The following is a 20,333-nucleotide window of genomic DNA, read 5'->3' as shown; positions in this document are numbered from 1 at the left end:
TGTGCCTGCTGATTGTTGCAAGTAAAGGAGGGATCGTTTGAGTACGAACAACGAAAATGATCCTAGAGAGAAGATTTCCGATTGGAAGGACAAAGCGAAAGAAGGGGTTAAATCCTCCGCACAGCTGATTAAGAGAGGTTTTAAAAAGGACAGCGACCTGACGGATGATATGCAGAGTGAAGCGAAAGATCAGATGGTCGACTATATGCAGTCGAAGGCAGAAGATCGTATTCATTCGAAAGCGGATGCTGCGCAGGATCAGTTGGAGAATAAAGTACATTCCAAGGCAGAAGAGTTAAGGGATAACGTACAAGAGTCCTTGCTGAAGGCCCGAGAGAAATTGAAGAAGTTTAAAGAAGCGGGAGAATCCTTTCAATCGAAAATCGGAGATGATGATCGTTCCATCAAAGGGGTCGATCAAATAAAGAGCTATTCCAACGTGAAAAGCTCGACGCAAATCAAAGGGTACGAAGACGTGAAGAAGCCTAGTGCAGTAAAGACAATCCCATCTAAGTGAAGGAGAGAATGAGAATGGCAGTAAAGAAAACCGGAGATAGTTCAAGTCTGGCAGATGTTGTCGATCGTATTTTGGATAAAGGCGTTGTTATTGACGCTTTCGCACGTGTATCACTTGTGGGTATCGAATTGATTACCGTTGAGGCACGTGTCGTAATTGCCAGTGTTGATACTTGGTTGAGATATGCAGAAGCAGTCGGATTGCTTCGCGATGATTATGAAAATCAAGGTCTGGAAAATCAGGAAAACGAACGCAGCAGACTATCTATCTAATAGGAGAAAGGGTCACTCAGTGAGCTGACCCTGCTCCAAATCTATTTTTACGAAGGTGATGAATCCCGTGAAAATCATGGAAGTGGTCGATCAGGTAAAAGAGTTTTTCGAGAAGTATATTGCTCCCCCTTATAAAGTGACTGGGGTGGAAACGAAAGAAGATGGTGGATGGAAGATCACCATCGAGGTGACGGAAGAAAAGGAATATATGAAGCGCTATGCAAAGGATGAAATGCTTGGTGTGTACGAGGTACACGTAGATGAAGACCAGGAAATCACTTCCTACAATCGTACTCATATGAGATACCGCAGTGCGCTTGAAGAACAGGAATAGATGGAGGAATAAAGGATGAGTAATCAAACTGGCATTTATGTATTTTGTGGCGTCCAGACAACAGAAACCCCGGATTTGGAACCGATCGAGATGGAAGGGAAAGAACGTGAGATTTTCACTATTTCCCACAAGGATGCGGCAATGATCGTGGCGGAAGTGCCAATGAAAATCTATCATCCGAAAAAAGAAAATCTTATGATGCATCAAAAGGTGATCAACCAGCTGATGCCTCATTATGATGCGGTCATTCCAATCAGCTTCGGGAACGTGTTTCAGTCTGTTGAAGATGTCGAAAAGCTGTTGGAAAGCCTTTATCCACAATTCAGTGAAATTTTCCCGAAAATACGTGGAAAAGTGGAGCTTGGGCTGAAAGTGATTGCGAAGAAATCTTGGCTCGAGTCCGAAGTGGAGAAGAACCCTTCCATGACCAAGAAAAAACAGGCGATGCAGGGAAAATCAAAAGAGGCTTCCTATTACGACCGGATTCAATTAGGTGAAATGGCCAATAAATTCTTCCAGGACCTTCAAGGACAGATGAATGATGAAATCTATCAACCATTGAGTCAACAGGCGGATGCGGCAAAGTTAAACGATCCGATAAGTGAAAAGATGCTTATGAATGCTGCATTTCTAGTTGATCGCTCCGCAGAAGAGACGTTTGATGAACTGGTCAATTCGATCCACGATCAGTGGGAGGATAAAGTTGACTTCAAATATACAGGACCTTGGCCTGCCTACAATTTTATCAATATCCGCATGAAAGTGGAGGAACCGACATGATTCATAAACTCGTTATGTCTCCTTTCAACCTCCTAATCAAAGTCGGGGGAAAAGTGAAAGAAGAAGTGGATAAAGAGCTTTATGACATCGAACATATTCAGAAGAAACTAGCTCAGCTGCAAATGATGCATGAGCTGGGAGATCTGTCAGATGAAGCGTTTGAAGCCAAGGAAGAGGAGCTTATGGAACGATACGAAGTAGCAAAACAGTTGGAGATGGAACAGTTAAACGCAGAAATCAATCGAGAGAAATGAGGAAAGGATCATGGAACACCTTATTTATCTGTACGGCATCATCCCTGAATCAAGAGACGTTGCTCCATTCAAAGGACTGGATGGAGAAAAAGATGCATACTGTCTTCATTTAGATGGGATGAAAGCGGTCGTTTGTTCATTGGATGAGTTTGAATACAACGAGGAGAAGCTGGAAGAAAAGGTAAATAACGTCGAGTGGCTGCATGAAAAAGCCTTTCATCATCACGAAGCATTGGACAAATTGAATGAGGAAGGTCCAGTCATACCGATGAAATTTTGCACCATCTATCAATCTGAAACAAGTTTACGAGCAACAGTCGAGCCAAAGAAACAAGCATTTATACATTCATTATCCCGGCTTGACGGTAAGCAGGAATGGAACCTGAAAATATATTGTGATGACGAAAAGTGGGAAGAGGCTTTTGCCCATCACAATTCAATCATAGAGGAGAAAAAAGCTGAAATTGAAAACCTTTCCCCTGGTAAACAGTTCTTTGCAAAAAAAAAGCTGGACCAATGGATGAAAGAAGAAATGGATAAAGAGAAAGATCGTCTTTGCTATGCCATCCATGACACACTGGATGATCTGGCGGTTGAGAGCAGTGTGAAGAAGACGTGGGGAAAAGATGTGACAGGCAAAAATGAAGCGATGAACTGGAACAGTGTCTATCTGTTCTCAAAGGAACAGGTGGAAGAAGTTGCAAAGCATCTGGAATCCTGGAAAGAAAAGTGGGGAGATCGTGGCTGGAAATTCGAAGTTACCGGACCATGGCCACCTTACCACTTTGCGAGCCTGCAATAAAGGAGAGATGAAGGTGACGAATCGACAATCGATTGAAAGTAAGGAAGTTTCATTGCTTGATATTCTTGATGTCGTCCTTGATAAAGGTGTTGCAATCAAGGGTGATCTCATCATATCCATTGCAGGTGTAGACCTCGTCTACTTGGATTTGCGACTGCTCATTTCAGCAGTTGAAACATTGGCTCAGGCGAATGAACAGACTCGCCGCAGTCTATCATCGGATCAATTCGATCTGGAGAAGGAGGGATTGCAGCATGCCACAGCAGGATCTTGATAAGAGACCAGTACAATCCGGCCGCATCAATTTGGACCCGGAAGGTGCGGAACAGGGATTGGCGCAGCTTGTGCTGACGGTAATCGAGTTGCTTAGACAGCTCGTGGAACGACACGCCATGCGAAGAGTGGAAGGCGGGACGTTATCCGATGAGCAAATCGAAAATCTCGGCGTCGCTCTTCAAAATCTTGAAATAAAAATGGATGAACTGAAGGGAATTTTTGACCTGGAAGACGAAGATTTGAATATCGATCTTGGTCCATTAGGAAATTTACTATAGCAAGCGAGGTGACGTGAAATGACCATGCAGCCCGCAATGAAATCAGACAGTATCGTTGACGTACTGGAGAAAGTCCTTGATAAAGGTGTCGTGATTGCCGGGGATATCAAAGTCGGTCTTGCTGACGTAGAGCTATTGACAATCAAAATACGTCTGATCATCGCTTCCGTCGATAAAGCTAAAGAAATCGGTATGGACTGGTGGGAAACCGATCCGTATTTCAGTTCGAAGGCTGGAACCAATCATTTGGAGGAAGAGAACAAAAAGCTGCAGGAGCGTATTGCTCAATTAGAAGAAAAAATCCAAAGCTGAATCTGATTCACTTTGATTATATAAAAAATTTCACTACAACTTAGGAGGAAATCATTATGAATACTAAAACAAATCAAGGTAACAAAAAAGGACTAATTGCAGGATCAGTGATTGGGAGTGTGGTAGGAGCTACTGCTACACTACTGCTTACACCAAAGAATGGTAAGGAAGTAAGAACTGGAATTACCGAACAATCTACACGTGTTCTGAATAAAGGGAAAGAATTCGGAGGAAGCACGAAAGAGCGTATGATGGACAATGCGTTGGTAAATAAATTCAAGAAAAATACGGATGCACAAGAAGAAGAGCAGTCAGAGAAACTTCACGCAGTTTCAAATCAAGAACCAAATGACGAACAGCAGGAAGATAATGACGCCAGCAAGCCTGAAGATAATGATGCTGAACAAACAGGGGTCGAGCCGGAACCACATGTCCAGGCTTCTGTAGAAGAGACTCCGGAAACCGATGAATCCAAGCCATCCAATCAAAACAAAGGTAACAAGAAAAAGGCTGGATCCAAAAAAGCAGGTACAACTGTCCAAAGTGACGATGATACACAGTAAAGTAGGAGGGGAACATAATGGGTGAGAAATCTGGCAATCCAGATGATATTTTAGCAATGTTTGTCCGAGCGGCGAATAACCACGAATTTGAATTGGATATTACGCTTCAGTATCAAGGAGCGCTGGTTACCGGCACGACAACGTCAGCGAAGAATTATTTGGAATATTTGACTGACACATTCAAAGATGGAAACGAAGTGGCTGAGGCTATTGCAGATAAATTTTCTCAGGCTGTCGATGGGATGGAAGAGGAGGAGCAGAATGACTTTCAGTTCATTCATTTGAAAGATGCCAAGATCTACCTGGGAGATTCCCAGCCGACACCTTCTCAGAGTAAAGTCTCCTGGAGAGGGAAGCTTGCAGATGTGAATGGGTTCTTTCTCGGACATATCAAAGAAAAGAAAACCTCGACAAAATCGAAGAGTAAAGCAACATCAGAGAAAAAATAACCAAAAGAAAAAGGCGTTCCCAATGGGAGCGCCTTTTTTAATATAGTCAGCTAGTTACGCTTTTACAACGTTAGCAGCTTGAGGTCCACGGTTACCTTCTTCGATATCGAAGTTAACTTCTTGACCTTCTTCTAGAGATTTGAATCCTTCTTCTTGAATTGCAGAGAAGTGTACGAATACGTCGTCTCCACCTTCAACTTCGATGAATCCGAAACCTTTTTCTGCGTTGAACCATTTTACTGTACCTTTGTTCATGTCAATTCCTCCACGTGCATCTTGCACAAATATTACTATTCTTGCTCTTCATAATCATTAAAGATGATTTTACTCGAAAGCTTTTCTCTTTCAATAATTACCGAACAACAATAATTGAGTTAAGTATAACATGGGCATTTTCAAAAAGATACCGTAAACGAACTTTTTTTATAAAAACCTTTCGGCAAATAGTGGCAGATTTCGCAAAACCCTTGCTTCCATTCGGTACACCGGACTCCTTACCTTATCACAACTCCTTTCCTCCAATCATAACATATAACGTTATTCACAACGAAATGGAAAGGATACTTCCGATTATGGCAAGCATGACAGACAAAAAAATTCTCATTACAGGTTGCGCCGGTTTCATCGGCTTTTCCTTGAGTAGAAGACTCTTACATGATGGATTCTCCATCACTGGTTTAGATAATATGAATGACTATTATGATGTTGCTTTAAAGGAAGCAAGGTTAACGATTCTTCAGGAGTTCGATCATTTTACATTCGTAAAAGAGTCGCTTGAAAATGCGACTGCAATCAATCAGATGTTCGAACAGAACGACTTCGATGTCGTCATCCATCTGGCAGCTCAGGCTGGCGTGCGTTACAGCCTCGAAAATCCACATCAATACATTACATCCAATGTTGAAGGATTCATAAATATCCTGGAGGCGTGTCGACATTATGATGTCGACCATCTCATCTATGCTTCTTCAAGTTCTGTGTATGGCTCGAATGAAAAATTACCTTTTTCAACTAAAGATAACGTCGATCATCCAATTTCACTTTATGCCGCAACAAAGAAATCGAATGAACTGATGGCATATACTTACAGTCATCTTTTCGGCATCAAGACGACAGGGCTGCGTTTTTTCACCGTTTACGGCCCTTGGGGCAGACCGGATATGGCGCTTTTCAAATTCACGGAATCAATCATTGGTGGAAAGCCGATCGATGTTTATAACAAAGGCAACATGAAGCGTGATTTCACCTATATCGACGACATCGTAGAAGGAATGGTGCGACTGCTGCATAAGGGTGGCCCAACATCAGCAAAGGTTCCCTACAAAGTGTACAACATCGGCAACCATTCACCGGTCGATCTCAAACACTTCATCCACACATTGGAAAAAGAGCTTGGGAAAAAGGCATCGATGAACCTGCTTCCGATGCAGCCGGGAGATGTAGAAGCAACGTTTGCAGATATCCAGGACATCATGAAAGATACGGGCTTCCGTCCTTCGACTCCGATAGAAGAAGGTGTCGCCAAATTTGTGCAATGGTACAAAGAATTTTACGGGGAAGCATCTACAACGACTAAAGTTGGCGTCGTCGGACTTGGATATGTTGGACTCCCGATTGCTGTAGCCTTTGCATCCAAGTTCCCGGTTGTCGGTTATGACATCAATGAAAAGCGGGTCGATGAATTGAATCATGGACACGATCGGACTGCAGAAATAACGAAGCAGGAATTGATAGAAGCAGACGTGTCGTTTACAAATGTCACCGAAGCACTCAACGACTGTGACCTGATTATTGTCACGGTTCCGACACCGATTGATGAAGCGAATAAACCGGATCTCGGCTTTCTCGTCAGCGCCTCAAAAGCAATCGGATCGGTCATGAAAGAAGGATGCACAGTCGTGTACGAATCGACCGTCTATCCAGGTGCTACCGAAGAAGTCTGCCTGCCGATCCTTGAACAGGTCTCAGGCATGACGGCTGGTAAACAGTTCAATGTCGGCTATTCCCCGGAACGGATCAATCCGGGTGATAAAGAACACACCTTCAAGCATCTTCCGAAAATTGTATCTGCCCAGGACGAAGCGACACTTGAATTCATTGCAGCGACTTATGGCGAAGTGATTGAAGCAGAAATCTATAAGGCCCCTGCCATCAAAGTCGCGGAAGCTGCCAAAGTACTTGAAAATACCCAACGTGATTTGAATATCGCACTCATGAACGAATGCTCGGTCATTTTTAAACGTTTAGGGATCGATACACTGGACGTCATCAACGCAGCAAAAACGAAGTGGAATTTCCTCCCCTTCACACCGGGCCTTGTCGGAGGGCACTGCATTGGTGTCGATCCGTACTACCTCACTTATAAATCTCAGCAGGCAGGATACCACCCTGAGGTCGTATTGGCAGGAAGACGTATCAATGACATGATGGCTTCCCACGTCGTCGATGGATTGATCCGATTACTCGTCAAAAAGAAATACGATTTTACAAAAGTAACCGTGACTGTTCTTGGACTTACATTCAAAGAGAACATTCCGGATATTCGCAATTCGAAAGTGTTTGATCTGATCACGCAGTTGAAGCAGTGCGGTTTTGATGTGCAGGCGGCTGATGCACATGCAGATGCTGAGGAAGTAAGACATGCGCACTCGATTGATATTTTACCATTGGCAGATATGGAATCGGCGAACATCGTCATTCTGGCGGTGGGGCATGAGGAATATAAGGAACTTGGCTGGCAGGGCATCCAGGCCCTGTTGAGTGACCAAAAAGGGATCGTAATGGATTTGAAAGGCATGCTCGATCCATCCACTTGTCCGGATGGCATCGACATTTGGAGGATGTAGCATGAAGATCCTCCAAGTGTGTGCAATTGATGTTTCAGTGAAGCGCTTGTTGAAGCCATTGATCGACGGGTTGGTCGAGCAGGGGTTTGAAGTGGCAAGTGCCTGTCTAGATACTGGCGAAGCGAACTGGCTGAGGAAGCAGGGTTATGTCATACATGACATTCCATTCAGAAGGAAGATGTTTTCCCTGAAGAACATTGTTGCCTGCTGGAAGCTGTATCGCCTTTTGAAAAAAGAAAAGTTCGATATCATCCATGTCCATACTCCCGTCGCAGCTGTGATTGGAAGGATAGCGGCCGTAGCGGGGGCGACTCCGCACATTGTATATACAGCTCATGGATTTTATTTTCATGAAGGAATGTCTCCGCTTACCTATCGTTTTTTTTACTGGATTGAGAAGTTTTTTGCAACCCAGTTTACAGATTGGCTACTGCTTCAAAGTATCGAGGATTATCAGCTTTCTGTAGAGCGGAAGTTCCTGCCGGAAGAACAAATCGTCCATTTGAGCAACGGTGTAGATGTAGAAACCAAGTTCAATCCCAAGATTATTCTGGAAGAAGAGAAGACGGTACTGCGGGAGGAATTCAATTTAACTGAACGTGATGTCGTTCTTTGTTTCATGGGAAGGTTCGTCAAGGAAAAAGGGATAGTGGAATTGATGGATGCCTTCGAACTGCTACATCAGGAGTACCCGGAAGCGAAGCTGCTTTTGCTCGGAGAGCTGCTTGAAAGTGATCGGAAAGATGATGCATACAGCAACTTGACGCAAAGAATTGAAAAGCACCCAGCCGTGATTGCCCCGGGCATTCGGGACGACATCCCGCAAATTCTTGCAATCTCTGATATTTTCACGCTTCCATCTTACCGGGAAGGTTTGCCCCGGTCGATCATCGAGGCGATGGCGATGGGACTTCCAGTAGTCGCCACCAATATCCGGGGATGCCGTGAAGAAGTGGAAGAGGGTGTGACCGGTTACCTCGTGGAAAAGCAGAATGTGGAAGACCTCGCGGAGAAGCTCGATCTCCTGCTTGAACATCGAACCTTACGCGAAAGCTTCGGGCTGAAAGCGAGAATGAGGGCGGAGCTGTTATTCAATGAAGCAGCAATCATTCAAAAACAGGTCGACCTCTTCCGTTCATTTGGAGATGTGGAGGGGGAGCGCGATGGAGAGGTTCATTAAGACACTGGATGATCAGCTGTGGAAAAAAGCTGTGGAGCAATCTGATGAAAAGGATATCTATTATACCCCCGATTACTTTCGTTTAAGTGAAAAACAGGAAGAAGGGAAAGGCTGCGCTTTTTACTTTGAGAATCAGTATGGGGCGGTGCTTTACCCATTCCTGCTTCGTAATCTCAAATCTCTTTCAAATGAATTTACAGACTGGTACGACATTACCACTCCTTATGGCTACGGTGGTCCTTTGATTGTCGAGGAAAAAGACCGGGGGAAATTGCTGGAAAGTTTCCGTCAGTCTTTCCATGCATTTTGTTCAAGGGAACAGATTGTTTCTGAATTCATAAGGTTCCACCCTGTGTATCGAAACCATGAGGGACTGAAAAATTGGCTTGATCTTGCAGTCAAAGGAAAGACCGTGGGGCTGGATGTCAGTCATCAGGCAGATATCTGGGCGAATATGACAGGCAAGAATCGGAATATGGTTAGAAAGGCCATGAAACAAGGAGTGACAGTCAGGGAAGCAAACCCTGAGAATATGGAAGACTTCAAGGCGTTTAATGTTCTATACACACGTACAATGCAGCGCGCGAATGCTAAAGATTTCTATTATTTCAATGATGCTTTTTTTCGCCATCTCACTGAGGAGATGGGGGATCAAGTGAAAATGTTCATTGCAGAGCATGAAGGGACTCCGGTCGCTGCCAGTCTATTTCTCGTGGGAGAAACGATGATCCACTACCATCTGTCGGGAATGGATGAGCGTCATGCAAATCTTGCTGCAAACAATCTGTTACTTTATGAAGCCGCCCTGTGGGCACAGCGGAACCACAAGGAAATCTTCCATCTTGGTGGGGGTTACGGAGGAGGAGACGATACGCTGTTCAAATTCAAACGATCATTTTCAAAAATAGACTCCCATGTGCTTGATTTTGTGCTGGGAAGATACATCCATGATGCAGCAGTCTACCAGCGCCTGGTTGAGACATGTCAATCCTCGCCCTCAGATTACTTTCCGCTTTATCGATCATGATGACAGTTAGAAGTGAGGGGAGGTGGTCTCATGTATGACCATAGAGGGATGGGTGTCGTCGATTATTTAAGGATTCTCCTTCACAGGGCGTGGCTGATTCTTATTTTTACAGGGATCTGCACAGGAGTTATGGCGATTTTCACCTATGAATACATGGTTCCGGTGTATCAGGCGAAGGGGGAAATGCTTGTCATTGAAACCGACCCAGTGCAAGTCGGTGAGGATAAGAATAAGAACCGGACTCCATTCACGCTTGCGGAAATCGATGCCAACATTAAATTGATGGAAACCTATAAATCTGTGATTCTGAGTCCATTGATCATGGAGAAAGTAACGGAAAGCCTCGACGGGGAGACGCTTGAAGAAGTTACAATCAAGAATCTGCTTGAAGATGTAACCATCAATGCCCACGAGCGTTCCCAGGTGATGACGGTCTATGTCTCCCGAGTTTATCCGGAGGATGCGGAATTGATTGCAAATCGTGTGATGGAGACATTCGTTGCCGAGCATGAAGATATTTTCAATCTCAAAAATACCCGAATCATTACTGGGGCAGAAGTGGATGCGGATCCTATCAGTCCTAAACCATTGGTCAATCTTTCTGCAGCGTTCGCTTTCGGCTTGATGATCTCAATCATTCTATCGTTGCTGCTCGGTTATCCGAAAAAATATAAACGGAATTGAGCGAAGCTTTAAGGAGCATGCCTATGTGCGGAATTACTGGCTTTATAGATAAGAAAGGTGAATATCGTAGCGGTGAACTGGAAGCAGTTGCAAAACGAATGACAGATTCCATCCAGCACCGGGGGCCTGATGCAGAAGGGCATTGGTTTGATGAGGAAGCTGGAGTCGTACTTGGACATCGAAGGCTGTCGATCCTCGACTTAAGTTCAGAAGGAAGCCAGCCGATGGTGTCGAGCTCAGGCAGGTTTGTCATTTCCTTCAACGGAGAAATTTACAACTACCAGGAACTGAAAGAACAGCTGACAGGAACGGGATCCACGTTCAGAGGGCATTCGGATACAGAAGTGATGCTGGCAGCGATCGAACAGTATGGCATCGAATCCTCTCTTCAGCAAATGGTAGGCATGTTCGCTTTTGCATTATGGGATCGGGAGGAAAGGCGGCTTGTACTGGCAAGGGACAGAGTTGGGGAAAAGCCGCTTTACTACGGCTGGATCGATGATTTTTTCTGGTTCGGTTCCGAATTGAAAGCACTCAAGGCTGCCCCGTTTTCCAGGGAGCTTACGATTGATCGGCGAGCAATCCGACTATTGCTTACCTACAACTGTATTCCCGCTCCTTTTTCCATCTATGAACAAGTAAACAAGCTGCTTCCGGGCCATTACTTGGTCTTGGATCGGAATCAAGAGGATTACAAGATCCACACTTATTGGGATATCGATGATGTCTACGAGCGGGCTGCAGCGGATCGTCTGGATGTATCGGATAATGAAGCGATCGAGCTGCTGGAAGCGACTTTGACACGTACGGTTGAAGGGCAGATGCTGTCAGATGTTCCACTTGGTGCATTCCTGTCAGGCGGAATCGATTCGAGCACTGTGGTTGCACTGATGCAGAAAATCAGCAGTAATCCAGTAAAAACCTACACCATCGGCTATCATAACCAGGCTTATAATGAAGCGGACCATGCGAGAGCAGTTGCTGCTCATCTGGGAACGGATCATACGGAGCTTTTTTTGACAGAACATGAGACGAGAGAAATCATACCGAAGCTGTCTCGAATCTATGATGAACCATTTTCTGATAGTTCACAGATTCCTACGTACCTAGTTTCGAAATTAGCCCGTACTGGTGTAACGGTGAGTCTGAGTGGGGATGGCGGGGATGAGGTCTTCGGCGGCTATAACCGGCATGTGTGGGCGGAGCGGATTTATGAACGATACCTCCGTCCGATTCCACCATCTGTAAGGAAGGCGATAAGTAAAGGGATCCAGTTGATTCCTCCTGCTAAGTGGGACATAACCAACGCCATTCTACCAAAGTCTTATAAGCAAAGGTTTCTCGGTTATAAGCTTCATAAATTTGCAAAAGTCTTTCAGGCCCACGACAAAGAAACATTGTACCGGATGCTGATCACCCACTGGGAAGAAGCTTCTTCCGTAGTCCTAATGGATGAACAAGTTGAAACATTTCCAATACTGAAAGGCTCATTTTCAAGTGGCAACCTGACAGAAACCATCATGAAGCTTGACCTTATGAATTACCTGCCTGATGACATCCTTGTCAAAGTCGATCGGGCCAGTATGCATGTCGGTCTGGAAAGCAGGACGCCATTCCTGGATCATCGCTTGATCGAGCTTGCCTGGCGTTTTCCACGATCCATGAAAATAAGAAATGGAGAAAGTAAATGGCTGCTGCGGCAAGTGCTTTATCAGTATGTACCACAAGAACTGATTGAACGTCCGAAAATGGGGTTCGGAGTACCAATCGGGGAATGGCTGCGTGGACCGTTGAAAGAATGGGCCTATGAACTTCTGGATGAACAGAAGTTGAATGATGAGGGCTATCTTGACGCAGTACCGATTTTAAAGAAGTGGGAAGAGCATTTATCCGGAAAAACGGAAGCGCAGCATGAATTGTGGGATGTACTCATGTTTCAAATGTGGCTGAAGGAGCATCGCCGATGATGCATGATGGTAATGAATGAACGTAAGCTGCTCGTGATACTGTTTGCAGCTGGAATCGTGTTGACCAATGCGACCCAGCTCAGGTTCGCCGGACTTCCGATCGGTCCGGGTGAGCTTCTGCTCGTCGTTTGGATGGGTGTCGTCTTCCTCCAGTTACGATACCAAAAAGCATTACACATAAAAGATTCGTTATTACTCTACTGGCTACTATGGGGGATGCTGCTCTTCTGCTTTTTCTGGGGAACAATGATCTCGCTCTATCAGCAAGTATGGCAGTCAGCCAGTTATTATAATTTACTTGCTTATCTCTTTTCATTAATGATTATTTCATGTCTATCCCTGTCAGGAATCGATATTAAACGCGTGATGAAGCTGGTATTTTACTTCACGGCCATCCCCATCAGTTTGCTGGTCATTGCTTATCAATTCTCTTCAGGGCTTGGACCGATCTGGTTCGGTGGGGTAAGGTTCATGGGATGGTCGACGAATCCTAATCAATTGGCTTTTTTCCTTTGTATGATTCTATTCATCGGGGTCTATCACTTTTTTGAGAGCAGGAGCTTGATGGAAAAAGGAATGCTTATCGTGTTGTGCGGCGGTGTCTGTTTTGCCGGCATCGAAACAGAAAGCGATGCATTGAAAGCTGCGTGGGCTTCGAGCTTTGGAGTGTTCCTCTTTTTAAGCTGGATCAACCAGGTCATGGTCAAACGAAGTAGTTATGCCACTGGAATGCTGGTCAAAATCATCCTTCCTCTGCTCGTCCTTTTTTTCCTCATTTTCTTCGGGAAAAGCATGTTCCTTGAAATCAGTTCCACCATCCAGAATGTATTCAGCGAAGGAGATCAAGGGGAAGACAGGGTGACGCTTTGGATCAATGGGATATTAGCTGTTTTCACCTCGCCATTATTCGGACTTGGTCCTGGCACTTATTCAGGAATCTTCGGACCGTTTACAGGGATGGAAGCCCATAATACTTTCATTGATCTCGTAACGAATGCAGGTATGGTCGGCATGGTCATCTATGTCATCTTCATGTTCATCGTTTACTGGAGGACGATTCTTGCAAAAGAATGGCTGTTGTTGAGTGCGCTGATCGCATTGAGTGTGTACAGCATGTTCCACTTCGTGCTGCGTTACCCGCTTTATTGGCTGTTTCTTTTCTTCGTGCTGTCGATCGCCATCGATAGCGATGAAGCTAGTGGAAGGCATAGACGGACAGTCGTCAACAAACGATTCAAGGAAGAATAGACTGGTAGAAATGAAATGTTAAGGTGGATACGCAATGAAGAAGAAAGAGCGAATATATCTTGCTCCTCCACATATGAGTGGCAGGGAGCTGCAATATATCCAGGAAGCGTTCCGTAGTAATTGGATTTCTTCGATGGGAAGCAATATTGATGAAATGGAAAAACAATTGGCAGCATACACAGGTGCAAAACATACGCTGCTCACGAGCTCAGGAACAGCTGCGCTTCATTTGGCACTGCGTGTACTGGAAGTAGGTCAGGGAGATACCATATTTTGTTCAAGTCTTACATTCGTCGCAAGTGCGAATGCAATCCTTTATCAGCATGCAATCCCTGTATTCATCGATTCGGAACCGGACTCATGGAACATGTCCCCAAAGGCACTGGAACGCGCATTTGAAGACGCAGAAAAAAAGGGGAAGCTTCCTAAAGCGGTCGTAATCGTCCATTTGTATGGACAGAGTTCGGATATGGAAGCCCTCCAGGAAATTTGTAATCGGTATCAAGTACCGATCGTAGAGGATGCTGCAGAATCACTTGGTGCAACGTACAAAGGAGTACAAAGCGGGACGCTAGGGAGAATCGGTATCTATTCCTTCAACGGAAATAAAATCATCACCACTTCAGGGGGTGGAGCGATTGTAAGTGAGGATCCAGATCTAATCGAAAAGGCGAAATTCTGGGCGAACCAGGCAAAGGAACCAGCGCTCCACTATCAGCATGAAGAGATGGGATTCAATTACAGAATGAGTAATATCCTTGCAGGCATCGGGCGTGCGCAACTGGAAGTGCTAGATCAGCGCATTCGTAAGAAACGCAGAATTTTCGAGAGGTATAACGCAAGCCTTCAGTCATTACCGGGATTTGAATTCATGAAAGAAATGACTTACGGCACATCGACAAGGTGGCTATCCGCCTTGACGGTTGACCCTGATGTTTCTTCGTCTACAGCATTGGAGATCATAAAAGCGTTAAGTGATGAAAACATCGAGTCCAGACCGGTTTGGAAGCCACTGCATCTACAGCCATTATTCAAAGGTGCAGCTTACTTTTCCCATCAACCTGAGGAAAGTGTATCTGACCGACTCTACGAGCATGGCATTTGTCTTCCGTCAGGCACGAACCTGACGGACGCACAGCAGGATGAAGTCATTAAGATCATTCATAAAGTTGTAACTTCGACATGAACGTGAAGCAGCTTCTTCAAACGGCGGCTATCTACAGTATCAGTTCTTTTCTCACACCGATCGCATCCTTTTTGCTGCTTCCATACCTTACCGCCTATCTGACACCAGCGGAATACGGAACGCTCACTACGGTCCAGTCGTTGATAGGGCTAGGCCAATTCATCCTGCTGCTTTCCCTTCATGGTGCAATTACGAGGTATTACTACGACTTTGAAGAAGGTTCTGCCCGACAGAAAAAATACCTTGGCACCATTCTCGTGTTCGTGTCTGCATTTTCTACAGTCGTAATCAGTATCGGACTCCTTTTGAAACCATGGATCGGGGGGATGCTCTTCAAAAGCATCCCACTGGATCCATTCTTTTATTATTTATGTGCTTTATCTTTCCTGACTGCATTGCTCTCCCTTTGTCTGGCTGTATTAAGAGTCAAGGAACAGTCTTGGCGATTCTTCCTCCTGTATGTAATCCGGAGTGTGTTCGTTTTTGTGGGGACGATCCTGTTCCTGAATGTATTAGGATTCGGCCCGGATGGACCGCTATTGGCGAGCGTTATCGCAGAAGGTGCGGCACTTTTGATAGGTTTGTTGATGATTCGTAAATCCGTACTTCTGTCATGGTCCACTCAAGCATTGAAAAAGAGTCTGTTCTACAGCCTTCCACTTCTCCCATACGCTTTAAGTAGCTGGGTAATCAGTGTTTCCGACCGCGTCATACTGGAGAAGTTCGTGTCACTCGAAAAAGTGGGGATCTATGCACTGGCTGCACAGGTTGCTCTGGTTCTACGGATGGTCTTCATGAGTATCAATGCTGCATACCTTCCACGTTATATTTCTCTCATGAAACAAACGCAACAGAAGAATGTATTGAAAATCAATCGACTGTTTTTGATTACGATCGTACTATTCAGCGGGGTAGCTCTACTCAGCTTCAAGCACCTTATCGGTTGGATTGCTTCCCCATCTTATTTGGAAGCGGCAGCTTTTGTCTATGTACTGATCATTGCGGAATGTCTGGTAGGCATCAACTATGTCGTTTCTGCTAAGTTCCTCTATTACGAAAGAACAGGGTTACTCTCCATTACCTCAATTGCAGCAGCACTGTTGAACATTCTATTGAATTTCTTCCTCATTCCTTTCATCGGGATATGGGGAGCGTTATGGTCAACGCTTGCAGCGGAATTCACGCGGGTCGGCCTTACGTACTTCCTTAACCTGAGACAAACCGGAAAGGGGCTGAAGGCATGAAGGGTACTGTACTGATTGTGATGAGTTCGAACTATCAAATGCTGTTCAGTTACTTGCTTTCAAAAGTTCTCCGGAATCATACTATCCACTATTTCCTGATGGATACGAAAAATGAGCAGATTAATGATGATAGCAGAAGGTTGTTCAGCAGCAATCCTCCTGTTTTTTTCGAAGCATTGAAAAAAGACTGGAGATCGCTTCTGTTCCGCAATCGGAAAATCCTTAAATCGATTGAAAAGACGATTCATGAGCTCCAACCAGATCATATCATTCTTTATAAGGATAACGATCACTGCCATGTGAAAATTATAGAAACAGCAGCGACGATGGGCAGCTCGGTTACGATGATTCAGGAAGGGTTGGGAGTGTACGCGGGAAAATCTACGAAGAAGCTGCCATCACTTTCTATGAAACTACTTGAATGCATCGGATACCCAAAAATCTGGAATCTTTCTCAAGGTTACCATCCTCTCTTAACAACGTTAGCAGTGGGGGAACCGGAATTGCTGCCTGCCGATAAAAAAATCGAAAAATGCGTCATTCCTATTCCGAAGTATCCTCCTGAAGAATGGCTAGAGGAAATTGTCCAGTATTTATCGATAGACAGAGGGAGCAGGCTGAGGAATGTCGCTCTGTACCTAGGGCAGCCTTTAGTGAAGCTTGGGCTGGCAGACGAAGAACTGGAAAAAAAGACGTTGCAAGAGTTGTTCCAGCTCCTTGATGCTAAGGGATATGACATTCTCGTGAAGGCACATCCATTTGAGCCGGATGAAAAATATGATCGACTCAGTGTTCCGGTGACCAAAGTTGAAAATAGCATTCCTGCCGAACTTCTTCCGTCGCTGTACAAAATCAGGGCAGTGCTCACTCCTTATTCATCTGCTGGCTATAACCTGCATACCTGGTATGGAATTCCGACGATCTACTTGCATAAGCTTCTATTAAAAGAACCCCTCTCCATTGCAAACATGCTGGTGGGGAAAGCAGTCACATCATCAAGTGAATGTGGGCAGCTGATGGATGAAGTTAACAAGAATATGACAGATGAACGGAATGTTACCGTGGATTCCACGAGGGAGTTTAAATCATTCCTTGACCAAATACTTCAACCAGGAAGGAGGGGGGAACATTGAAAGTTTGTGTAGTTACTGGGACACGCGCAGAATATGGGCTTCTATATTGGCTGATGAAAGAATTGGAGGAAGATTCCGAGCTGGAACTGCAATTGGTTGTAACGGGCATGCACCTGTCTGTAGAATTCGGTTATACGGTCCAGCAGATTGAAAAAGATGGATTTGCGATCGACCGGAGAGTGGAAATGCTGCTATCAAGCGATACGGATGTCGGGGTGGCGAAGTCGGTTGGGCTCGGTGTGATCAGTTTCGCTGATATCTTTGCTCAATTGCAGCCTGATTACGTCGTTGTATTAGGGGATCGTTATGAGATCCTTGCTGCTGCTCAAGCTGCTTTTTTTCTGCGTATTCCGATAGCCCATTTGCACGGGGGAGAAGTCACGGTTGGAGCGATGGACGAATCAATCCGTCATGCGATCACAAAGCTTTCTCACCTTCACTTTACAGCTGCAGAGCCTTACCGGGAACGTGTCATGCAGCTTGGTGAAAACCCGGGTCACATCCATACAGTCGGGGCACCGGGGCTGGAGAACCTACGGCGTACACCCACTATGTCAAAAAAAGAACTTGAGGCATCGCTCGGTTTTGAATGGAGAAATCCTTCTTTTCTCGTAACCTATCATCCTATAACATTGATGCGGGATGGTGTTGGTGTGGAACCTTTGCTTGAGGCATTGGACAGTTTTCCGGAAGCCGGAATCATTTTCACGAAGGCGAACTCGGACAGTGGAGGAAGAGAAATCAATCAACGAATCCGCACGTATGTATCCAGTCGAAAACATGCTGTCCTTGTCAGCTCTTTACACTCTGAACTTTATATCAATGCGATGAAACACGCAGATGTTGTCATCGGTAACTCTTCCAGCGGTTTAATTGAAACCCCTTATTTCCGAACCCCTTCTGTCAATATCGGTGATCGCCAGCAGGGAAGGTTGAAGGCTAAATCGGTCATCGACTGTGAAAATAAGACTGAAGAAATTGTCAGGTCCATCAAGCAAGCATTGTCCCCAGCATTCAGGCAGGGGTTACGTACGATGGAGATCCCTTACGGAGATGGAAATACCGCCAGTAAAATCATTAATGTCCTGAAACAAACGGATCTATCGAAACTGATCGTCAAACCGTTTTTCGATCGGGAACGAAAGGGTGATTCGGATTGAATAAGACGTATATCATCGCTGAGGCTGGCGTCAATCATAATGGCAGTTTAAAAATGGCGAAGAAGATGATTGATGTGGCCGCTGAAGCAGGCGTCGATGCAATCAAATTCCAGATCTTCTCCGCAAAAGCACTGGCACTGCCTACAGCGAAGAAAGCTGAGTATCAGCTGGATGAAACGAATAAAGAAGAAAACCAGCTGACGATGCTTGAAAAGCTCGAGATGACACGAGAAAGCCATATGGAATTGCTCAACCATTGCAAGGAGGCTTCAATCGACTTTCTTTCAACCCCTTTTGATAAGGAGTCGTTGGTCTTTCTTACAGAGACACTTCACACTCCTGTTTTGAAATTTTCTTCAGGAGATCTTACCAATGCACCATTGCTTCTCGCTGCTGCACAATCCCTAAAAAAGCTGATCCTTTCCACCGGAATGGCTACGCTCACCGATATTGAAGACGCATTAGGGGTACTGGCATTCGGTTACTTTGAAAACAATCGGAAGCCGGATAGAGCAGCTTTCAGACAAGCGTATTACACACATGCTCACCGATTGGATGCATATGTCTCGCTGCTACATTGCACTACGCAATACCCGGCTCCGGTCCATGCACTGAACTTAAGTGCGATGAAAACGTTGCAGCACGCCTTTTCACTTCCAACAGGTTATTCTGATCATTCCACTGGCATTACGATACCAGTTGCTGCAGTAGCTTTAGGAGCAGCCATCATTGAAAAGCATTTCACGCTGGACCATACCCTTCCTGGTCCCGATCATAAAGCTTCTCTTGAACCAGACCAATTGAAACAGATGGTACAGGCGATCCGGGATACAGAAGCAGGGATCGGCCACCCTTGGAAAATCCCAGATGAAGAAGAACGGAAAAATGCAATCAGTGCCAGAAAAAGTCTGGTGACTACGCTACCTATCAAAAGAGGGGAGAAGTTCACGGAACAGAACATTGCTGCCAAACGGCCTGGCAATGGCATCCCTCCAGCTTATTACTGGTCATTGCTAGGAAGTACAGCAACAAAGGATTATGAAGCAGATGAATTGATCACGGAGGCGATCGAGCATGGATAAAGCAGGTAAAGTGCTGGCAATCATCCCTGCAAGGGGAGGGTCGAAGGGGCTTAGCAGGAAGAACATCCGTCTTCTTCATGGAAAGCCTTTGATTGCCTGGACTCTGGAAGCCGCGAAATCTGCCAGTTCGGTTGACCGGGCAATCCTTTCTACTGATGACGAAGAAATTGCAAAAGTGGCGCGTAAATATGGAGCAGATATTCCTTTCATGCGTCCGGATCATTTAGCGAAAGATGATTCAACGAGTGTCGACGTCGTCCTGCATGCACTGGATCAGCTTCCTGGTTACGAATGGGTAATGCTGCTGCAGCCAACCTCACCGCTTAGAACAGCAGGAGATATTGATGCTTGTATGGAAAAGTGCCTGGAGCATGCTGCTGATCAAGCTGTTTCAGTATGTGCAGCCAAACAGCATCCAGCCTGGATGTTCCACATCGAGCAAGAATGCTTGATCCCGGTTGTTCAGGAAGGTAGCAAGGTAACGAGAAGACAGGATCTGAAACCTACGTATGCTTTGAACGGTGCCATCTATCTGACGAAAGCAGAAACGATCAGACAGAGCAAAAGCTTTCTATACCAACCTGTTCCATACCGGATGCCAAAAGAACGCTCCTTTGATATTGATAACGAGTTAGATTTATACATGGTTGACGCTTTGATGAAAAGAAGTTAGTAGTCTTTGAACTGCTCTGCGCCTAAATCAATTAAGCATGGGTAAGCGTCGAGACGCTCGTCTATT

At 45.2% G+C, this 20,333-nt stretch carries 24 protein-coding genes and 1 pseudogene; 24 read left to right on the top strand and 1 reads right to left on the bottom strand.

The window, feature by feature from the left end; translation table 11 throughout:
- Positions 1-37 precede the first annotated feature (37 nt).
- From ACFQ2J_RS15925 to gvpU, 11 genes are all read left to right on the top strand, one after another.
- On the top strand, positions 38-517 hold the full coding sequence (locus ACFQ2J_RS15925) for a hypothetical protein (RefSeq protein ID WP_386062798.1): 480 nt from the start codon (positions 38-40) through the stop codon (positions 515-517).
- Between the two features lie 14 nt (positions 518-531).
- A complete protein-coding gene (gene gvpA / locus ACFQ2J_RS15920; protein ID WP_386062796.1) occupies positions 532-789 on the top strand; it encodes a gas vesicle structural protein GvpA in 258 nt (85 codons plus the stop codon).
- Between the two features lie 76 nt (positions 790-865).
- Positions 866-1,123 carry a gas vesicle protein GvpO gene (gene gvpO, locus ACFQ2J_RS15915; RefSeq protein ID WP_386063995.1) on the top strand — a complete coding sequence of 86 codons (258 nt, stop codon included), beginning with the start codon at positions 866-868 and terminating at the stop codon, positions 1,121-1,123.
- Positions 1,124-1,138: 15 nt separating this feature from the next.
- Positions 1,139-1,903, top strand: a complete 765-nt coding sequence (locus ACFQ2J_RS15910; protein ID WP_386062793.1) for a GvpL/GvpF family gas vesicle protein — start codon at positions 1,139-1,141, stop codon at positions 1,901-1,903.
- Positions 1,900-2,157 carry a gas vesicle protein GvpG gene (locus tag ACFQ2J_RS15905; RefSeq protein ID WP_386062792.1) on the top strand — a complete coding sequence of 86 codons (258 nt, stop codon included), beginning with the start codon at positions 1,900-1,902 and terminating at the stop codon, positions 2,155-2,157. Before ACFQ2J_RS15910 ends, ACFQ2J_RS15905 begins: the two co-directional genes overlap by 4 nt.
- 10 nt (positions 2,158-2,167) lie before the next feature.
- Positions 2,168-2,959, top strand: a complete 792-nt coding sequence (locus ACFQ2J_RS15900) for a GvpL/GvpF family gas vesicle protein (protein ID WP_386062789.1) — start codon at positions 2,168-2,170, stop codon at positions 2,957-2,959.
- A gap of 13 nt (positions 2,960-2,972) precedes the next feature.
- Positions 2,973-3,233, top strand: coding sequence for a gas vesicle protein (locus tag ACFQ2J_RS15895; protein WP_386062787.1), 261 nt, complete (start codon positions 2,973-2,975; stop codon positions 3,231-3,233).
- Positions 3,214-3,513: a gas vesicle protein K gene (locus ACFQ2J_RS15890; protein WP_386062785.1), complete on the top strand. Its 300-nt coding sequence runs from the start codon at positions 3,214-3,216 to the stop codon at positions 3,511-3,513. Before ACFQ2J_RS15895 ends, ACFQ2J_RS15890 begins: the two co-directional genes overlap by 20 nt.
- An 18-nt stretch (positions 3,514-3,531) precedes the next feature.
- Entirely contained in the window at positions 3,532-3,825 is a 294-nt protein-coding gene (gene gvpJ, locus ACFQ2J_RS15885; protein ID WP_386062783.1) for a gas vesicle protein, read from the top strand.
- A gap of 56 nt (positions 3,826-3,881) precedes the next feature.
- On the top strand, positions 3,882-4,388 hold the full coding sequence (locus ACFQ2J_RS15880) for a YtxH domain-containing protein (RefSeq protein WP_386062780.1): 507 nt from the start codon (positions 3,882-3,884) through the stop codon (positions 4,386-4,388).
- 17 nt (positions 4,389-4,405) lie between these two features.
- Complete coding sequence (gvpU, locus tag ACFQ2J_RS15875) at positions 4,406-4,837, top strand: gas vesicle accessory protein GvpU (RefSeq protein ID WP_386062777.1); 432 nt, start codon at positions 4,406-4,408, stop codon at positions 4,835-4,837.
- A 54-nt stretch (positions 4,838-4,891) separates the two neighbouring features.
- Here the strand turns inward: gvpU and cspD are convergent, their stop codons facing one another.
- On the bottom strand, positions 4,892-5,092 hold the full coding sequence (gene cspD, locus ACFQ2J_RS15870; protein WP_386062775.1) for a cold-shock protein CspD: 201 nt from the start codon (positions 5,090-5,092) through the stop codon (positions 4,892-4,894).
- 326 nt (positions 5,093-5,418) lie between these two features.
- On the opposite strand from cspD, the pseudogene ACFQ2J_RS15865 reads away from it, so the two are divergent.
- From ACFQ2J_RS15865 to ACFQ2J_RS15805, 13 genes and pseudogenes are all read left to right on the top strand, one after another.
- Positions 5,419-6,390, top strand: a pseudogene (locus tag ACFQ2J_RS15865) (NAD-dependent epimerase); the annotation flags it as partial.
- Positions 6,367-7,683, top strand: a complete 1,317-nt coding sequence (locus ACFQ2J_RS15860; protein WP_386063992.1) for a nucleotide sugar dehydrogenase — start codon at positions 6,367-6,369, stop codon at positions 7,681-7,683. The pseudogene ACFQ2J_RS15865 and the gene ACFQ2J_RS15860, both read left to right, overlap by 24 nt.
- A gap of 1 nt (position 7,684) precedes the next feature.
- Positions 7,685-8,863 (top strand): glycosyltransferase family 4 protein, encoded by a 1,179-nt coding sequence (locus ACFQ2J_RS15855; protein WP_386062772.1) that lies wholly within the window; start codon positions 7,685-7,687, stop codon positions 8,861-8,863.
- Positions 8,847-9,890, top strand: coding sequence for a peptidoglycan bridge formation glycyltransferase FemA/FemB family protein (locus tag ACFQ2J_RS15850; RefSeq protein ID WP_386062770.1), 1,044 nt, complete (start codon positions 8,847-8,849; stop codon positions 9,888-9,890). The genes ACFQ2J_RS15855 and ACFQ2J_RS15850 overlap by 17 nt, the downstream gene beginning before the upstream one ends.
- 30 nt (positions 9,891-9,920) lie before the next feature.
- Entirely contained in the window at positions 9,921-10,574 is a 654-nt protein-coding gene (locus ACFQ2J_RS15845; RefSeq protein ID WP_386062768.1) for a YveK family protein, read from the top strand.
- A 23-nt stretch (positions 10,575-10,597) separates the two neighbouring features.
- Positions 10,598-12,541: an asparagine synthase (glutamine-hydrolyzing) gene (gene asnB / locus ACFQ2J_RS15840; protein WP_386062765.1), complete on the top strand. Its 1,944-nt coding sequence runs from the start codon at positions 10,598-10,600 to the stop codon at positions 12,539-12,541.
- Positions 12,542-12,544: 3 nt separating this feature from the next.
- Positions 12,545-13,789 carry an O-antigen ligase family protein gene (locus tag ACFQ2J_RS15835; protein ID WP_386062763.1) on the top strand — a complete coding sequence of 415 codons (1,245 nt, stop codon included), beginning with the start codon at positions 12,545-12,547 and terminating at the stop codon, positions 13,787-13,789.
- Positions 13,790-13,823: 34 nt separating this feature from the next.
- Positions 13,824-14,975, top strand: a complete 1,152-nt coding sequence (locus ACFQ2J_RS15830) for a DegT/DnrJ/EryC1/StrS family aminotransferase (RefSeq protein ID WP_386062760.1) — start codon at positions 13,824-13,826, stop codon at positions 14,973-14,975.
- A complete protein-coding gene (locus ACFQ2J_RS15825; protein WP_386062757.1) occupies positions 14,972-16,219 on the top strand; it encodes a lipopolysaccharide biosynthesis protein in 1,248 nt (415 codons plus the stop codon). Before ACFQ2J_RS15830 ends, ACFQ2J_RS15825 begins: the two co-directional genes overlap by 4 nt.
- The gene (locus tag ACFQ2J_RS15820; protein ID WP_386062754.1) at positions 16,216-17,352 is read left to right on the top strand and encodes a polysialyltransferase family glycosyltransferase; all 1,137 of its coding nucleotides are present in this window, start codon (positions 16,216-16,218) and stop codon (positions 17,350-17,352) included. Before ACFQ2J_RS15825 ends, ACFQ2J_RS15820 begins: the two co-directional genes overlap by 4 nt.
- Positions 17,349-18,512, top strand: a complete 1,164-nt coding sequence (gene neuC / locus ACFQ2J_RS15815; RefSeq protein WP_386062751.1) for a UDP-N-acetylglucosamine 2-epimerase — start codon at positions 17,349-17,351, stop codon at positions 18,510-18,512. The genes ACFQ2J_RS15820 and neuC overlap by 4 nt, the downstream gene beginning before the upstream one ends.
- Positions 18,509-19,594, top strand: a complete 1,086-nt coding sequence (gene neuB / locus ACFQ2J_RS15810; protein ID WP_386062748.1) for an N-acetylneuraminate synthase — start codon at positions 18,509-18,511, stop codon at positions 19,592-19,594. The genes neuC and neuB overlap by 4 nt, the downstream gene beginning before the upstream one ends.
- Entirely contained in the window at positions 19,587-20,267 is a 681-nt protein-coding gene (locus ACFQ2J_RS15805) for an acylneuraminate cytidylyltransferase family protein (protein ID WP_386062745.1), read from the top strand. The genes neuB and ACFQ2J_RS15805 overlap by 8 nt, the downstream gene beginning before the upstream one ends.
- Positions 20,268-20,333 lie beyond the last annotated feature (66 nt).

The sequence above is a fragment of the Thalassobacillus hwangdonensis genome, from assembly GCF_042675915.1.
In the GTDB taxonomy this organism is placed as follows: Bacteria; Bacillota; Bacilli; order Bacillales; family Halobacillaceae; genus Thalassobacillus_A; species Thalassobacillus_A hwangdonensis.
This window is presented reverse-complemented; position numbering and strand designations above follow the sequence as displayed.

Excerpts from the sequence above, each read along its gene's own strand:
- gvpA (WP_386062796.1), top strand. The coding sequence starts at position 532 with ATGGCAGTAAAGAAAACCGGAGATAGTTCAAGTCTGGCAGATGTTGTC.
- gvpO (WP_386063995.1), top strand. The coding sequence starts at position 866 with ATGGAAGTGGTCGATCAGGTAAAAGAGTTTTTCGAGAAGTATATTGCT.
- ACFQ2J_RS15910 (WP_386062793.1), top strand. The coding sequence starts at position 1,139 with ATGAGTAATCAAACTGGCATTTATGTATTTTGTGGCGTCCAGACAACA.
- ACFQ2J_RS15905 (WP_386062792.1), top strand. The coding sequence starts at position 1,900 with ATGATTCATAAACTCGTTATGTCTCCTTTCAACCTCCTAATCAAAGTC.
- ACFQ2J_RS15900 (WP_386062789.1), top strand. The coding sequence starts at position 2,168 with ATGGAACACCTTATTTATCTGTACGGCATCATCCCTGAATCAAGAGAC.
- ACFQ2J_RS15890 (WP_386062785.1), top strand. The coding sequence starts at position 3,214 with ATGCCACAGCAGGATCTTGATAAGAGACCAGTACAATCCGGCCGCATC.
- gvpJ (WP_386062783.1), top strand. The coding sequence starts at position 3,532 with ATGACCATGCAGCCCGCAATGAAATCAGACAGTATCGTTGACGTACTG.
- ACFQ2J_RS15880 (WP_386062780.1), top strand. The coding sequence starts at position 3,882 with ATGAATACTAAAACAAATCAAGGTAACAAAAAAGGACTAATTGCAGGA.
- gvpU (WP_386062777.1), top strand. The coding sequence starts at position 4,406 with ATGGGTGAGAAATCTGGCAATCCAGATGATATTTTAGCAATGTTTGTC.
- cspD (WP_386062775.1), bottom strand. The coding sequence starts at position 5,092 with ATGAACAAAGGTACAGTAAAATGGTTCAACGCAGAAAAAGGTTTCGGA.
- ACFQ2J_RS15855 (WP_386062772.1), top strand. The coding sequence starts at position 7,685 with ATGAAGATCCTCCAAGTGTGTGCAATTGATGTTTCAGTGAAGCGCTTG.
- ACFQ2J_RS15850 (WP_386062770.1), top strand. The coding sequence starts at position 8,847 with ATGGAGAGGTTCATTAAGACACTGGATGATCAGCTGTGGAAAAAAGCT.
- ACFQ2J_RS15845 (WP_386062768.1), top strand. The coding sequence starts at position 9,921 with ATGTATGACCATAGAGGGATGGGTGTCGTCGATTATTTAAGGATTCTC.
- asnB (WP_386062765.1), top strand. The coding sequence starts at position 10,598 with ATGTGCGGAATTACTGGCTTTATAGATAAGAAAGGTGAATATCGTAGC.
- ACFQ2J_RS15835 (WP_386062763.1), top strand. The coding sequence starts at position 12,545 with ATGATGGTAATGAATGAACGTAAGCTGCTCGTGATACTGTTTGCAGCT.
- ACFQ2J_RS15830 (WP_386062760.1), top strand. The coding sequence starts at position 13,824 with ATGAAGAAGAAAGAGCGAATATATCTTGCTCCTCCACATATGAGTGGC.
- ACFQ2J_RS15825 (WP_386062757.1), top strand. The coding sequence starts at position 14,972 with ATGAACGTGAAGCAGCTTCTTCAAACGGCGGCTATCTACAGTATCAGT.
- ACFQ2J_RS15820 (WP_386062754.1), top strand. The coding sequence starts at position 16,216 with ATGAAGGGTACTGTACTGATTGTGATGAGTTCGAACTATCAAATGCTG.
- ACFQ2J_RS15805 (WP_386062745.1), top strand. The coding sequence starts at position 19,587 with ATGGATAAAGCAGGTAAAGTGCTGGCAATCATCCCTGCAAGGGGAGGG.